At 34.9% G+C, this 15037-nt stretch carries 16 protein-coding genes and 1 pseudogene; 13 read left to right on the plus strand and 4 right to left on the minus strand.

Annotated elements, in window-relative coordinates; all coding sequences use genetic code 11:
• Positions 1 to 5: 5 nt before the first annotated feature.
• The 3 genes from X953_RS12110 to X953_RS12120 all read left to right on the plus strand — a co-directional run bounded on the left by X953_RS12110 (position 6) and on the right by X953_RS12120 (position 1859).
• Positions 6 to 860 (plus strand): metallophosphoesterase, encoded by an 855-nt coding sequence (locus tag X953_RS12110; protein WP_040955812.1) that lies wholly within the window; start codon positions 6 to 8, stop codon positions 858 to 860.
• A gap of 218 nt (positions 861 to 1078) precedes the next feature.
• Positions 1079 to 1561: a YkyB family protein gene (locus X953_RS12115; protein WP_040955813.1), complete on the plus strand. Its 483-nt coding sequence runs from the start codon at positions 1079 to 1081 to the stop codon at positions 1559 to 1561.
• Positions 1562 to 1643: 82 nt separating this feature from the next.
• Positions 1644 to 1859 carry a hypothetical protein gene (locus X953_RS12120; RefSeq protein WP_040955814.1) on the plus strand — a complete coding sequence of 72 codons (216 nt, stop codon included), beginning with the start codon at positions 1644 to 1646 and terminating at the stop codon, positions 1857 to 1859.
• Between the two features lie 45 nt (positions 1860 to 1904).
• On the opposite strand, the gene X953_RS12125 is transcribed toward X953_RS12120, so the two are convergent.
• Positions 1905 to 2246, minus strand: coding sequence for a hypothetical protein (locus tag X953_RS12125; protein ID WP_040955815.1), 342 nt, complete (start codon positions 2244 to 2246; stop codon positions 1905 to 1907).
• 131 nt (positions 2247 to 2377) lie between these two features.
• Here X953_RS12125 and X953_RS12130 point away from each other — a divergent pair, with 131 nt between their 5' ends.
• Both X953_RS12130 and ric read left to right on the plus strand, forming a co-directional pair.
• Positions 2378 to 3274, plus strand: a complete 897-nt coding sequence (locus tag X953_RS12130; RefSeq protein WP_040955816.1) for a DMT family transporter — start codon at positions 2378 to 2380, stop codon at positions 3272 to 3274.
• Positions 3275 to 3373: 99 nt separating this feature from the next.
• A complete protein-coding gene (ric, locus tag X953_RS12135) occupies positions 3374 to 4066 on the plus strand; it encodes an iron-sulfur cluster repair di-iron protein (protein ID WP_040955817.1) in 693 nt (230 codons plus the stop codon).
• Between the two features lie 79 nt (positions 4067 to 4145).
• Here ric and X953_RS19550 read toward each other — a convergent pair whose 3' ends face one another.
• Entirely contained in the window at positions 4146 to 4292 is a 147-nt protein-coding gene (locus tag X953_RS19550; protein ID WP_084715683.1) for an FbpB family small basic protein, read from the minus strand.
• Between the two features lie 115 nt (positions 4293 to 4407).
• Here X953_RS19550 and X953_RS12140 point away from each other — a divergent pair, with 115 nt between their 5' ends.
• Positions 4408 to 5571 (plus strand): aminotransferase A, encoded by a 1164-nt coding sequence (locus X953_RS12140; RefSeq protein WP_040955818.1) that lies wholly within the window; start codon positions 4408 to 4410, stop codon positions 5569 to 5571.
• 7 nt (positions 5572 to 5578) lie between these two features.
• On the opposite strand, the gene X953_RS19555 is transcribed toward X953_RS12140, so the two are convergent.
• Positions 5579 to 5749, minus strand: coding sequence for an aspartyl-phosphate phosphatase Spo0E family protein (locus X953_RS19555; RefSeq protein WP_084715684.1), 171 nt, complete (start codon positions 5747 to 5749; stop codon positions 5579 to 5581).
• 312 nt (positions 5750 to 6061) lie between these two features.
• Here X953_RS19555 and lepB point away from each other — a divergent pair, with 312 nt between their 5' ends.
• The 4 genes and pseudogenes from lepB (at position 6062) to X953_RS19560 (ending at position 9452) form a co-directional block, all read left to right on the plus strand.
• On the plus strand, positions 6062 to 6586 hold the full coding sequence (gene lepB / locus X953_RS12145; protein WP_040955819.1) for a signal peptidase I: 525 nt from the start codon (positions 6062 to 6064) through the stop codon (positions 6584 to 6586).
• Positions 6587 to 6909: 323 nt separating this feature from the next.
• A complete protein-coding gene (locus tag X953_RS12150; protein WP_040955820.1) occupies positions 6910 to 8070 on the plus strand; it encodes a zinc ribbon domain-containing protein in 1161 nt (386 codons plus the stop codon).
• A gap of 23 nt (positions 8071 to 8093) precedes the next feature.
• Positions 8094 to 9233 (plus strand): S1C family serine protease, encoded by a 1140-nt coding sequence (locus X953_RS12155; protein ID WP_040955821.1) that lies wholly within the window; start codon positions 8094 to 8096, stop codon positions 9231 to 9233.
• Between the two features lie 119 nt (positions 9234 to 9352).
• A pseudogene (locus X953_RS19560) lies at positions 9353 to 9452 on the plus strand (YjcZ family sporulation protein).
• A 36-nt stretch (positions 9453 to 9488) separates the two neighbouring features.
• On the opposite strand, the gene X953_RS12160 reads toward X953_RS19560, so the two are convergent.
• A complete protein-coding gene (locus tag X953_RS12160; RefSeq protein WP_040955822.1) occupies positions 9489 to 10700 on the minus strand; it encodes a sugar diacid recognition domain-containing protein in 1212 nt (403 codons plus the stop codon).
• 168 nt (positions 10701 to 10868) lie between these two features.
• Between X953_RS12160 and X953_RS12165 the strand changes: the two genes are divergently transcribed.
• Genes X953_RS12165 through X953_RS12175 form a run of 3 tightly spaced genes read left to right on the plus strand, consistent with a single transcriptional unit; the run spans position 10869 to position 14529 of the window.
• Entirely contained in the window at positions 10869 to 12035 is a 1167-nt protein-coding gene (locus X953_RS12165) for an FAD-binding oxidoreductase (protein WP_040955823.1), read from the plus strand.
• A gap of 20 nt (positions 12036 to 12055) precedes the next feature.
• Entirely contained in the window at positions 12056 to 13018 is a 963-nt protein-coding gene (locus X953_RS12170) for an ornithine cyclodeaminase family protein (protein ID WP_040955824.1), read from the plus strand.
• Positions 13019 to 13062: 44 nt separating this feature from the next.
• The gene (locus X953_RS12175; protein WP_040955825.1) at positions 13063 to 14529 is read left to right on the plus strand and encodes a sodium/proline symporter; all 1467 of its coding nucleotides are present in this window, start codon (positions 13063 to 13065) and stop codon (positions 14527 to 14529) included.
• The last annotated feature ends 508 nt before the right edge of the window (positions 14530 to 15037 follow it).

Raw genomic sequence — 15037 nt, forward strand, 5'->3', positions numbered from 1 at the left:
GTGGCATGAATAGGCGTACTTTTTTAAAAAAAGCATTCGGGAGTATTATTACACTTCTAGGCCTAACAGGCGGCACTTACTATTACGCAAAAGAGTTAGAACCACAAACGTTAACAATTAGCGAACATGAAATCTATTCCGACAAAATTACAGCCGCTTTTAATAAATTTAAAATCATCCAGTTTTCCGATACACATCTTGGTTTTCACTATACACTTAACCAATTGGAAGAATTAGTAAACAAAATAAACAACGAAAGTCCTGATCTAATTGTATTTACCGGTGACTTAATTGACGAACCAGATAAATATGTCCCTGACAGCCGGCTGATTAGCCTGTTACGTAGATTAGAGGCGAAATTTGGTAAGTATTGGGTGTATGGTAATCACGATCATGGTGGTTATGGTACGGACATGCTTAAGGAAATTATGAATCAAGCAGATTTCCAACTCTTAAAAAATAGTCATACGGTCGTAAAAAGTAACAAGGAAGAGATTATTCTTGCTGGTGTTGATGATGTAATGCTAGGAAAGCCTGATTTAGATAAAACATTGGCCAATACAAATAATAGTTTATTCACAATACTGCTGTCTCACGAACCTGACTATGCAGACATTACGGCAAATCATCCTGTCGATGTACAATTATCCGGTCACAGTCACGGAGGCCAAGTAAGATTACCGTTCATCGGTCATCTATATACACCTGCATATGCAGAAAAATATGTACAAGGTGAATACAAAATTAATAATGGTAAACTCTTATTATATGTTAACAGAGGAATAGGTACTACACGTTTGCCATATCGTTTCTTATGCAGACCCGAAATTAACGTTTACACGTTAAATAATGAAAGCTAATTTAGGGCTTCATTTGTTTTATTCTCATTTGTCAGTTTAAATACAACTAAAAATAAGCTATTGATAGTGGCAACAAACCGAACGATCATGTCTGAATCGTTCGTTTTGTTGCATTATTATAGTTGCTTTTGGTTCCCCGCTTTTAATTTTTATTCTTGCGCTGACCTTTACTTTGCGATAGGATAAAGACAAGCTTTTAGTAATCAGATGAAAGGGGGATGAATAAGTTGGAAAAAGAGCAAGTACATACAATCGCAAAGGCTTTGTATACGATTAATCGACATGCCAAAACTGCTCCTCAGCCAAAACACTTGTATGAGATTAAGAAACAAGCAATAAATCAGTTACTTAAAGAAAAAATAGCAATGAAAATAGGTCTTCATTTCTCTGAACATCCGAAATTCAGTAATCAACACTCCACGTTACTTGTAAAAGTAGCAGATTACTATTTTCACATCCCTCCTAGCAAACAGGACTTTGAACAGCTTGAACATTTGGGCTCTCTTGATAGAGGTTTTAGAAATCCACAAGCCAAAATGCCATTATCCCAAGCTAAAAAAGAGATCTATCAATATATAGGTTGGAAACGGCCCCCTCAAAAGAAAGAAAGAAGGAAACAGCAGCATTATTCTTCTTATTATACACCTTCCTCTTTAGGCAAAATGGAATGGCCACCAACAAAACCACACCGAAATTTTTAGTTTTAAAATGGTACTACCTTCTTATACATGTTTGAAGCTAACTAAAACAGGAAATATATAAACTATATAAGGAGGTAGAGTTATGGTAGAATTAGATGATTTTTTATATGACTTTCACCGTTTTGCAAACGAAACCCATAATTTGAAGGATAAATATGAAAAACTCCCCCCTGATGTGAAGCAAAAGATTATTGATGCAGCTCCAGAATCTATTAAGTCACCGAACGAACTATACCATTCCGTCTTTACTTGGTTGGAGCGTATAGATAAAGAAATGAATGTAACCGATCGAGACTAGAAGCACAGTTATCCATACTGTGTTTCTAGTCTTTTAAATTGAACTCTAAATTTTCTTCTTCCAAAATTGAAAAATATGATAACACAGTAGTAACGCACCAAAGCCTGCTAAACATTGAAGACCTACTCTTAATAACCCAGTAACGGACACTGCCGGTAGATCAAAGAACGAAGTTGACAACATAATGAGAATGACAATTATTAAACTGCTAAGTGTGTAATTTAATAATTTTCCAGCTTGTAATGCTAAAGCCATATGAATAAATGGTTTTATTATACTATAGCATATGATTGCACCAACAAATAAAAATAGATAATATATTAAATTATTTTCTCCCTCTACAAGCGTCCATTTAACAAAATTTAATAAAACATACCTCGATCCCATTCATCTCATCCTCTCTTCTGTATACTATAGGATAGCTCCATTTTTTCCTCTTTCTATAATATTTATACCATTTAATCAAAAACTTAAAATAATCTGATATAATTAATTTATTGAAATGGAGGATAGAAGAAATGAATAAAGCATTCTTATTAATTATTACAGGAGCAGCCCTCTGGGGAACAATTGGATGGTACGTCAAACATTTATATACATTCGGATTTACCCCTATGGAGGTCGTTTCTTTAAGAGCTTGGACTTCTGCCATAATACTTGTTATTTTCTTGTTTCTTATTTCGCGAGATAAATTAAAACTACACAAAACTAGTGATGTTAAGTATTTTGTGGGTACGGGAGTTTTAAGTATTGTTTTTTTTAACTATTGCTTATTTACTGCAATTGAATTATCTACCATACCTGTCGCAACTGCCCTATTGTATACTGGTCCTGCTTTTGTCACTATTATGTCATACTTTATTTTTAAAGAAGCTTTAACAAAAGTTAAGATCCTTTCTTTGTTTATTACATTAATCGGGACGTGTCTGGTAGTTGGAATCTTGCCTGTAAATCTAGGTTCAATACAGATTAGCAGCATCTTATTCGGATTGGGGGCTGGATTAGGGTATGCAATGTATAGTATTTTCAGCAAGTTTGCATTAAAAAAATACTCAAGCCTTCAAATTACAACATTTACTTTTATTGTTGCGGGTTTAAGCTTATTGCCTTTTTTTCCATATAAAGAGAAGTTTCATTTATTACTAGACCCTTTTGTTCTTCTATATGCATTTGGGCTCGGCTTCCTCCCTACTGCATTTGCATATATCATTTATACTTATGGTTTACAACAGACTGAGGCATCAAAAGCTTCCATATTAACTACAGTTGAACCTGTTGTTGCTACACTGATAGGCATTTTTGTTTTTCAAGAACATTTCTCTATTATCCAATTGTTTGGTATGACTTGTATTATTAGTGCAGTGATTCTTATACAACTCTATGCACCTAAACCGAATCAACAACTTTCTTCCTAATGACAATAGACATTATTTGCCCTAAGTGACCTGCATCACAGAATAATCGTAAGGTTTGAGTTATCCTTTACTTACATTACTGAATGGGAGGCAAATGAGATGCATACATTTACAGTGGAGCATACACCAGCTGAAATAGTAAAAATTTTTCCTAAGGCAAGTGACCTCTTCAAAGAACGACGGATTGATTTCTGTTGTGGTGGTGACAAACCATTAAGCGAGGTTTTTCAAAAAGATAAAATGGATAAAGAAGAAATTCTGTCTGAATTAAATATAGCATACCAACAATGGAATAAAGAAGACCATGAACTCGTAGATTGGGATTCCATTCTCTTATCAGACTTAGTGGATCACATTGTCTCTAATCATCACACATATCTAAAAAATGAACTTGTACCATTAGGTGAATTTGTGACAAAAATATTTAGAGTTCACGGTTCAAAACACCCTCACCTTAAACAGCTTTATCGAATCTACAATGAATTTAGAATGGAAATGGAAGAGCACATGATTAAAGAAGAAACAGAAGTATTTCCTTTAATTAAGGAATACGAAAAAAATCCATCTGAAGAGTTGAAAGCACAAATTCATGAAGCAAACGGTGATTTAGAAGAAGAACATGAAGCTGCAGGAAATCTATTAAAAAGCATAAGAGAAATCACTTTAGACTTTACCCCACCAACAGATGCATGTAATTCTTATCGAATTACGTATGCCCGTTTGGCTGATATCGAACAAGATACATTCCAGCATGTTCATTTAGAAAATAATGTTCTGTTTAAAAGACTATGAATACTGTTAGGATTAATCTTAAGTAAAAAAAGGATTGGGTACATCCCATTCCTTTTTGCTTTGTGTATTAAATATGAAATTATACTTTATTCCGTTTTTTCTCCACCATTGCAGCTTGATTAGCTTCTAACCGCATTTCAAGCTGCATTACCTCCTTTTCATTTCTTAACAATTCTTGTTTATTTTCTTTTACTAATTGTTCAAAGTTTAATGTTTTTGGTCTCATGTGATACACTCCTTTTATACATTCAATCATATTATACCCTTATTTTTATGTAATTACTCACAATTGTTTGAACATTTTATAACATTTTAAATTTTATTTTTTTGGAGGATGAAAAATGGAGTATTTATTGAATAAAAAAATTCAACAGATTGAGATATCAGGAATTCGCCAGTTCTTCAATATGGTATCCGGAGAGGAGAACGTGGTGTCTTTGACCATCGGCCAACCCGATTTCCATACTCCTAAACATGTGAGAATGGCTGCCAGTCAAGCAATTGCTGATAATAAAACGACATATACACATAATGCGGGGATTATGGATCTTCGGAAGGCTATTTCTACATTTAACGAGGAAAAATATAAGCTTCTATATAATCCAGAGAATGAAATTATTGTTACTACTGGCGCTTCGCAGGCTATAGATATTACATTCAGAACAATACTTAATCCAAATGATGAAGTGATACTTCCCGGACCGATTTATCCAGGTTATGAACCATTAATCAAATTAGCCGGAGCTATACCAGTACACGCGGATACTACAGGTAATGGTTTTAAACTGTCCAAAGAGATTTTGAAGAAACACATCAATGAAAATACAAAATGTGTGGTGCTCCCTTACCCTTCTAATCCTACGGGCGCATCCTACACGGCAGCAGAATTAAAAGAGCTTGTTTCTGTTTTAAAGGATAAAAATATATTTGTTTTAGCAGATGAAATATACAGTGAATTAATATACGATGAACCTCATACATCTATTGCTGGTTTTCCTGAAATGAAGGAAAAGACCATCGTAGTAAATGGTGTTTCCAAATCCCACTCTATGACGGGTTTTCGTATTGGCTATGTTCTTGCGCCAAAATGGATTTCAAAACACATGTTGAAGGTACACCAATATAACGTTTCCTGTGCTTCCTCCATTAGTCAATATGCAGCGTTAGAAGCATTAACCAATGGCAAAAATGATGCAGGACAGATGCGTGAAATATATAGAAAAAGAAGAGACTATGTTTATGACAGGTTATTATCCCTGGGCTTAGAAGTGGATTGTCCTAAAGGTGCATTCTATATCTTTCCGAAGTTTCCTATTAAAGAGATGAGTTCATTTGAACTGGGAATCGATTTGGTAAGAAAAGGGAAAATTGCTTTGGTACCGGGAAGCAGCTTTTCGCCAATAGGTGAGGGTTATATGCGATTATCCTACGCATATGAACTTAATACAATAGAAAGAGGCCTTAATCGATTAGATGATTATTTACAAAAAGGCTATTTATATTGACCATTTTTTATTCAGCCAGCTTACTCTTTTGTTCTATCTCATTATAAAGGTTGAGTAAATGATCTAATTCCTGACTAATAGCTACTGAATCTGTATGAGTAAAACCTTTTTCCAATGCTACTTCAGTCATTTTATGACGTAGAAATTCTATACGTTTTAGTAGAGTATGTGTATTCATTGGATTAGCTTGACGCCTCCTTTTGTTTAATCAAAAGAACATTGTTATATGGGATACTTAAAGGGTATGCTTTTATGTTTCCTTTAGAAATAGCCGCTTATTCTAAAGTGGCTATTTTTAATGCCAAACCTCCACAATAGGCCAAATCAATATACAATTTAGTTATCAAAGACAGTTTACACTCGAATGTATGTTCCTGTCAACACAAATGACTTTATATATAAATGAGATTCAGTATCTGCTACTGTAATACTTAGTATCTCTATGCTAATATAATATAGTAATGTTTTAAATTTGGAAAGGATGTCTCCAGTGACAGAAGGTAAAAAGAAAAATGAATGGCTAGAATGGATAAAAGCAATTATAATTGCAGTCTTAATTGCGTTGTTTTTAAGAACTTTTATCTTTGCTACTTCTATAGTGGATGGTGAAAGCATGTATCCAACACTTGAAAATGGAGAAAGAGTAATATTCAATAAAATTGTCTACTTACTCGATGAACCTGATCGTGGGGATATCGTTATAATAGAACGACCATTAAAAAACTATGTAAAACGAGTAATAGGACTGCCTGGAGAAACCATTGAAATCAATGGTAGTAATTTATTAATTAATGGCAAGCAAGTTAAACAGTCATATTTGACGGAGGAAGCATTAAGACAAACAGGAAATTATGGACCAATTGAAGTACCACCTGACAGCTATTTTGTTATGGGTGATAATCGGGCGATAAGTAAAGATAGCAGGAATGGATTAGGTTTTATTAAAGAAGGAAACATAATAGGACGTTCGGAGTTTGTTATCTTTCCATTTGATGAGTGGTCTATGACAAGGTGAGGTCAGACATATGTCTGACCTTGTATTATTTTTCGTTATCAAAAATACAGTAACCTATATTTAAGGCAATAATACCGAAGCAAATAATCCCAAAAGCCGTTTCCCACATATTTACGCACCTCTCTTTCAACTGGTTATGTACAGAGAAATTTTACTATATCACTAAAATCAGTACTTTAACTTCACCTCTATCATACCAATATCTTTCCCCTAAATAAAGTAGAAATATGATAAAATAGAATTAATAAATAATAGCAACAGAGTAAACCAGGATATCAAATTAGTCTATTTGCATCAAAGCTTTTGAAAAGGCAGGTAAATTTATGTTTCATTGCCCATATTGCGGTACAAAAGTAAAAGAAGGAGAAAATTTCTGTATAAAGTGTGGAAAACAACTTCCAACTGATATGGAGGAACGTTTCTCTACTGAAAAGAAATTTAATAAATTATGGTTGCTCCCTATTGCTGTAGCCGTTTTTTCGTTATTGGCTATTGGCTTTTATTATCTTATATTAGAGACCCAAGTCGGAAAAGCTAAAGAACTGTATGAAAAAGGTGAAGAAGAAGCGATGAATTCAAATTATGAACAAGCTAAATCCTTTTTTGAACAAGCGCTTCAACATAAGAAAAATTTTAATCAAGCTGAAATATCCCTTCATTTTATGGATATTGCTACCCAGATTGAATCCACCCTTGAGGAAGTATCAAACCTCTCAGAAAAAAACAATTATCAGGAGGCTGTGTCCTTAATCAACGAGTCTGAAAAAAAATTGCAGAATTTTAAAGGGCCTGTTGTAAAACATGTCATCACTGTTATCGCCGAGAAAAGAAATCAGATCAAAATAGAACAGCTTAACAGTACCTTAGATAAAAACCCTTCCATTGATGAATTAAAAATACTGCTCTGGGAGGCAGAAGATATTAAAAACGAAGAAGCAGAACAAATCACTTCAGAGATACGAAACCAAATTATAGACTACACTTTCACAAAAGCTAGTGAGCAAATGATGATTAGTCATTTTAATGATGCAGCAGCGATTGTCCAGGATGGAATGAAGTATGCTCCTGACGCCGAAAAGCTAAAAAGTCTGCAAACAACAATCGATAAAGAACAAACTGCTTTTGAGACTGCACAACAACAACGAATGGAACAAGCTATAAATATGGCTAATGAGGAGAAACAGGTAAATAAAGATGACGCTATCAAGCTCCTCTCTGTAACATCAGAAAGTGATCATCAAGGTAATTTAGTAGTTAAAGGAAAAGTGAAAAGTGTTGCAACCATACCTATTCACTCCATCTTAATAAAATATTCTCTTCTCTCTGAACAAAATGAAGAGATCTTGAATAATGAGGTATATGTATATCCCGACAAACTTCTTCCAAATGAAGAAGGAAAGTTTGAATTCACTCATTTTGATGTTGATGCACCTGCAAAAGATTTCACCATACAGGTTAACAATATTACTTGGTATACAGAGTAAATAGCAGCTAGAGAGGGGAAGTTATGAAAAAAATTGATTTCAAACCAGTTATTTTATCTGTTCTACTCCTTTTCACCGCTTTTATAATTGCTTTCAGTCTATATCAAAAATGGAACGGAACAGAACTGACTATTAATAACCCTGCTATCACTAAAGTAACAACAGAATCAAAACAGCTTGATTTAAAAACAATTGTCCATGAGGCTGAAAAAAGCGTTATACAGATTGAGGGGCAGAATGATTTCAACACTATAACAGGCTCTGGTTTCCTTTTTAATGAGAAGGGTGACATCATCACTAACGCTCATGTCATTCGTGATGCAGATGTTTTGTATGTCAGGACTGCCAATGCCCAAATTTATCCTGCGGCGGTGGTGGGGATTGGTAAAGAAAAAGATGTTGCGGTTCTTCGAGTTCCCCAATTAGCTGATCAAAATCTAAAGGTAGAAGAAAATAGTAAAGTAGAAATTGGCGATGAAGTAATCGCCTTAGGAAGTCCGCATGGTTTTCAAAACACAGTGACTTTAGGAATTATATCTGGCAAGGACCGTAATTTTTCCGTGGATGGTTTCGATTATGAAAATGTTTATCAAATATCCGCACAAATTACACATGGAAATAGCGGAGGACCTCTTATTGACAGAGAGACGGGAAAAGTTATTGGCATTAATTCCGTAGGTACTGAAGATGGATTAATTGGCTTTAGTATACCAATGAATGAAGTTCTTTCGGATATAAAAAAATGGTCCAATGAAGTGCAAAACGATCAGCTGGATTTTACAACTACCGCGGATATAATCCGGTCTCAAAACGACGAGCAATTCGTACAGGATGCTGAATATTTAATTGAATATTTTTTGGACAGTATTAATATAAGGGATTATATAAACGCGTACTCTCTCCTTGGGAGCAAATTACAAACAGAAAACACGTACGCAGAATTTAGAGAATCTTATATTAACATAGTAAACCTTTCTTATTCAGAGCTTGAAAGTAAATCGACTGAAAATAACCAGATCAGCACGAGCACTACAATAAAAATAGAACGAAAAAACCAGAAAAATGATACCAAAAAAGAGTTAAAGTCATTAAAATTGAATTTTTTGGTTGGATATGAAAATGATCAACTTAAAATTGTAGATCTCACGAAAACGGAATTATAGAATACTATTATCCTCTCTTTATTTAGTAAAGAGAGGATTATTTGTAACTAAGCAAAACGTCCATACCTTTTCCGTATTTATTACATAGGCTATAAGTGAAAGAACAGGAGGTGAACAATATGGGTTACGGTTGTGGAGGCGGATATGGCAATAACTTCGCGCTAATTGTTGTGCTTTTTTATCCTTCTAATTATTGTAGGTGCAGCTTTTTACTGTTAAGTACGGATAGCTTGTGCTATAGGTCTATAGCACAAGCTATTCACTCTGTTCTTTACTAGTATTTCCCTTTAAAACAAGATAAAGCAACATACAATGTTCAAACCGCCCCAGATCTAAAGAAGTTAATTTTTCAAGTTTATTCAGCCGATATATCAGTGTATTACGGTGAATATATAGCTTAGCAGCTGTTTTAGTAACATTTAAGTTGTTATCACAATAGGTAATAAAGTTATTGGAAAGATCACTAAAATGGGTATCACTGAAAAGGTTTTTCAGTCGAAACATCAATTTATTATGCAGGTCTTTGTCTAGTTGAAGGGGAATTAATTTTAGCAATATTTCCAAATCAAAATAACTATATATTGCTGGATATATACATAAATTTTGCCCCATTTCTAGTAATTCTTCTGCTTCTTTGTAAGAAACATGTGATTGTTCCAATGTATCCACCGTAGTTCCGCTTGCGATGGCAATATTAGAAACACCCTTCTTCTTAAATATTTTTTGGAGCTCCTTGCATTGTTCAGGAAATCTTTCCATTTTATATGTAAAATCACTTTTTGAATAAGATGGTTGTAATAACAACATTCTAGTAGTATTTAAGAATCCGCAAATTGTATTTTTATCTTTTTCAAATATTTCTTGGGCATTCTCTACTAAACTTAATTTTTCGTTATGAATGGATAAAGAATGACCTGGGCGCATCACATTTTCCATCATGTCCCTTCCTATATCAATAATAATACAAAACCTTGCAATATTAGGTTGCAAACTTATAATTTTACAGTATTTTAAAAACATCTCTTTATTTATATTTGGATTTAGAATAAGATATTGCAGAAAAGATTCTACTTTTTTTGTTTCGAGTTCTTCCATTTGCTCCATGTAATTTTCCTGCCATCTCATTTCTACATACTTCTTTATTAACTCGGCATACGGCTTTACCTTATCTGGATCCCCTACGATACCTAGTACACCTACTGTTTTAGAATCAAATATTAAAGGTGTAGCTATACCTGGTAAAACGTTCTCAAGTTCGGCTGTTATTTCATTTGTAAATAGACAAGTTTTGTTTTTTTCTATTACTAATTTTGAAGCAGGATGAAATGTTCCAATTCTCCTGGAATTGCTATCTCCAATTATATAGCCTTTCTCATCAGTTAAACTAATAGGAAATGGTGAAACTTCTGTAACCGCCTTCACTATATTTTGTGCAACCTGACCGAAAAGTTCTATTACCCTCCCCACCCTTCCCTCTACCCCTTTAATATAATTTTATCTTAACATAGTTAACATAATTTTCGAAATTCCATTTTCCTCTATATATTTTTGTTCATATTAACCATAGAAATCTATCTATATTTACGTTATAAATAAAGTAAATATTCTAAATTATTAACTTACAGGAGTGGTTATTTGGCAAAGCAAACAGACGTAATCATAATCGGCGGTGGAGTAATCGGTTCAAGTATTGCATACAATTTATTAAACGAAGGATTTACAGGGAAAGTCACTGTATTTGAGAAGGATAAAGGTTATGAATTTGCTTCTACTCCTCGCAGTGCTGGAGGTATAAGGCAATTATTTACTACAGCAATTAACATTCAGATAAGCCGCTATAGCCTTTCAAAGTACAAAACGTTTGAAGAAGACATGGAAGTGGATGGAGACAAGGCAACTATTGACTTTCAAGATAGGGGATATCTCTTTCTTTCTAAGGATGGATCATTTCAAGAATTAAAAAACCAACATTTATTACAAAGACAATACCAAGTCCCATCCCAAATAGTAAAAAAAGATAATTTACTATCAATTATACCTGAGTTAAATATAACTGATCTACAAGCAGGCCTCTATTGTGCTGAAGACGGTTACTTAGACCCTTACTCTGTAATGCAAGGTTATATTCGTAAAGCTAGACAATTAGGTGCTCATTATCAATACAAAGAAGTAAAAACCATTTTAACTGGTAGAAATGGTGTTGAAGGGGTTCAAACGACTGACAATGAAATACACCATGCAACAATTGTTATTAATTGCGCAGGTCCATGGGGGCCAGCTTTGAGTGAAAAAATAGGACTTCCCTTGCCTGTTGTTCCATTAAAGCGTCAAATCATTCAGTTTGATATAGCAGATCCCTTGGAGAAAGATCTACCACTTACGGTTGATCCGACAGGAGTATACTTTCGTCATGAAGGAAAACACATTCTCGCTGGTTTCTCTGAAAAAGTAGAACCTAGTATAAACTTTAAGTGGAAACGTTCCTTTTTTATTGAACAATTGTGGCCAATTCTTGCTAATCGAGTACCAAACTTTTCCCAAGCGAAGGTGAAGGGTGGATGGGCTGGAATCTACAGTCACAATACCATTGACCAGAACGCTATTATCGGAGCACATCCTGATATGTCCGGATATTATCTTGCAAATGGTTTCAGTGGCCATGGTATGCAGCAAGCGCCTGCAGTTGGAAAGGGCATAGCAGAGTTAATTATAACAGGATCCTATCAGACATTGGATTTATCTCCACTACGATTTGCCCGTTTTAAAGAAAATGACTTAATTATTGAAGGAGCTATCGTATAATTTTTAGAGGAGGGTTTTGAATGCTTTATTTAAATGAAGAAGAAATTCATAAAGCAATAACCATGGAAGAAATGATCGATGCAATAGATTATTGCTATTCAATTTATAACACAGAGCAATTTCAAATGCCTACACGATCACAGGTTCAAGAGGGATCGAACACTTTACTTGTTATGCCCGCAATAACTACACAAGCAATCTCTACAAAATTAGTTACATCTTTCCCAAGAAATATAGATTATCCCACTATACAAGGACTAGTGATATTAAATTGTATAGAAACTGGTAGAACGAAAGCGATTTTGGATGGTTCGTGTCTTACTGCCTTAAGGACAGGAGCTATTGGTGGCTCAGCCATTCGGAATTTAGCCAAGAAAGACGCTCACACTGTTGCAATTATAGGTACTGGTCTCCAAGGGTTATATCAGGCGATCGCTGCAACTACTGCTATTAACATTACTGATATCTATTTATATAACCGTACAAATTCTAAACTAAAGCCATTCGTAACAAGGTTAAGAAATAAAATAAGTTCTGACATAAACATACATTCGATGAAGTCTGCCGAAGAAGCAATTTTAAATGCCGATATTATTATTACAGCAACCTCATCTATCACTCCAGTACTTCCTGAAAACAAATCTTCGCTTGAAAACAAGCTAATTATTGGGATTGGTTCCTTTCAGCCAAGAATGAGAGAATTACCAGAAGCTGCATTTCATTTATCTAATCAAATCATTATCGATAGTGATGATGCAATAAAAGAAACTGGTGATCTTCAAATTCCTTTAGCAAACAAATGGATCTCTGAAAACCAGATTCAAACAATGTCCTCCCATCTTACTAATAATCACAGTCCAAGTTATTCAGATAATAAGAGTATTCTTTTCAAATCAACTGGAATGGCATTATTTGATAATGTTGCAGCTGTGTCAATTTATGAAAAGGCCTTACAAAAAGGAGTTGGTCAAAAACTGAATTAAATCAATAATGTAAGCGATTACAAAAATATTAGTGGAGGGGTTTTATGACGATTATTATTATAGAATTTATCATTTACTGTATTGCAATTATTGGTATCGGATACTATTTTAGTAAGAGAAGTAAGACACAATCGGATTTCTTATTAGGCGGAAAAAAACTACCAGGTTGGGCATTGGCATTTTCAGAGAGAGCAACCGGTGAGTCAGCATGGTTGTTATTAGGTTACACTGGATTTGTATTTATGACAGGCTTATCAGGTATATGGGTAGCTGCAGGTATAGCTTCTGGTATCATTTTCTCATGGTTGTTTTTAGCCAAACGATTTATGAAGGAAACCGATAAATATAATATCTTGACTCTTCCAGATTACTTAGCTGTCCGCTTCGGTAAAAAAGCTAACATAATAAGATGGTTAACTAGTTTATTAATTGCTGGATTTTTAATGTTTTACGTAGGAGCGCAAATGGCAGGGGCAGGAAAAATGTTATTTATCACTTTTGAATGGACACCCACAACAGGTATTATCCTAGCAACCATCGTTATTATAATAATAGCGTTTGCTGGTGGTTTTATATCTGTCGTATGGACAGATATGATTCAAAGTGTGATGATGGTTATAACACTTGTAGCTCTTCCAATTGTTGCACTCTTCCATCTTCAATCCAATGATATTTCTATCAGTCAATCCCTAGTCTTTGCCGGCCCTTCATTTAATTCGTGGTTCGGAGGATTAACCGGCTTCGCATTAGGAGTTCTTTTCTTCAATAATTTTGCTTGGTTCTTTGGCTTTCTTGGTGGCCAGCCTCAATTGAGTGCACGGTTTATGGCATTGAAAAATGATCGAGAAGCAAAACATGGAAGTATTGTAGCAGTGGTATGGACTTTTCTGGCATATGGTGGAGCATTCTTGATCGGTTTATGCGCTATAGCAATGTACGACCAGGGTTCCTTTGGAGATGTGGAAGTATTATTGCCAACAATGATTCTGCAACTTATGCCACCATGGATAGCTGGACTATTACTTGCAGGTGTTTTAGCAGCGATTATTACTACAGCCAATTCCCAATTACTTGTAGTTACTGGTTCTATTAGTGAAGATATTATTCATAAAGCCATTGGTATTAAACTTACTGATAAACAATTAGTATGGTTATCCAGAATTATGGTTGTTCTCTTTGGATTAATTGGCATGATTATAGCTCTTGTTTCCGAATCGCTCCTTTATCTTGTAGTTGGATGGGCATGGGCCGGTGTAGGGTGCACCCTCTCCCCAGCAATTCTTATGACCTTTTTCTGGAAACGTTATTCAGGAGCTGGTGTTATTGCAACTGTAGTTTCCGGCTTACTATCAACAGTGCTATGGATATCTACGCCTTTGGAAGAAATGATAACCTCCAGATTCACAACCTTTTTCATTGCTTTATTTTTTGGTATTGTATTTAGTCTGCTGTTTCCTGATAAGAAAGAAAAAACAAATACTAGTGAATTGACAGATGAAAAGGCTTTATGATCTCTAGAGGATGAATAAGTTATGTAGCATAATATTGCTTATATAGCCTGGAAAAAGTATTGCAATTAAAATTGACTAAAGGTTCCTATTCGAATGTATAGATGCAACCCTTTCTAAGAAGTTGGAAGGAACTGCGAGCTAGAAAAAAGCCTATTTAGCTGTTAAAGGTAAAAAGTTAAATAACACCGCTACGGAAAAATACTGCGCTATTATTTACTATTATACCTAGGGAGAAAAATTCCGTCCGCATACACTCAAAATGTGCTGTGTACAAATTGATTGAAGTGGAGGGCGGCAATCTAAGAACGCCACGTCCTGTCAACGATTGCATGACCAACGTCCTTTTGGCCTGCGACTCCTGCCTGAATAGCATGAGCCGAAAACCCTGGACGGAGCGCAGCGGAGGAAGCGGCTGAGACCATGCCGGGCGGCAAAAAAGACACTGCGAGATAACGAGCAGATGTCGCACTTGTACCCGGAGGTGTGAAAGCGTCCGCCTGAAACGGAA

Origin of the sequence: Virgibacillus sp. SK37 (assembly GCF_000725285.1) — a bacterium.
Classification (GTDB): domain Bacteria; phylum Bacillota; class Bacilli; order Bacillales; family Amphibacillaceae; genus Virgibacillus_Q.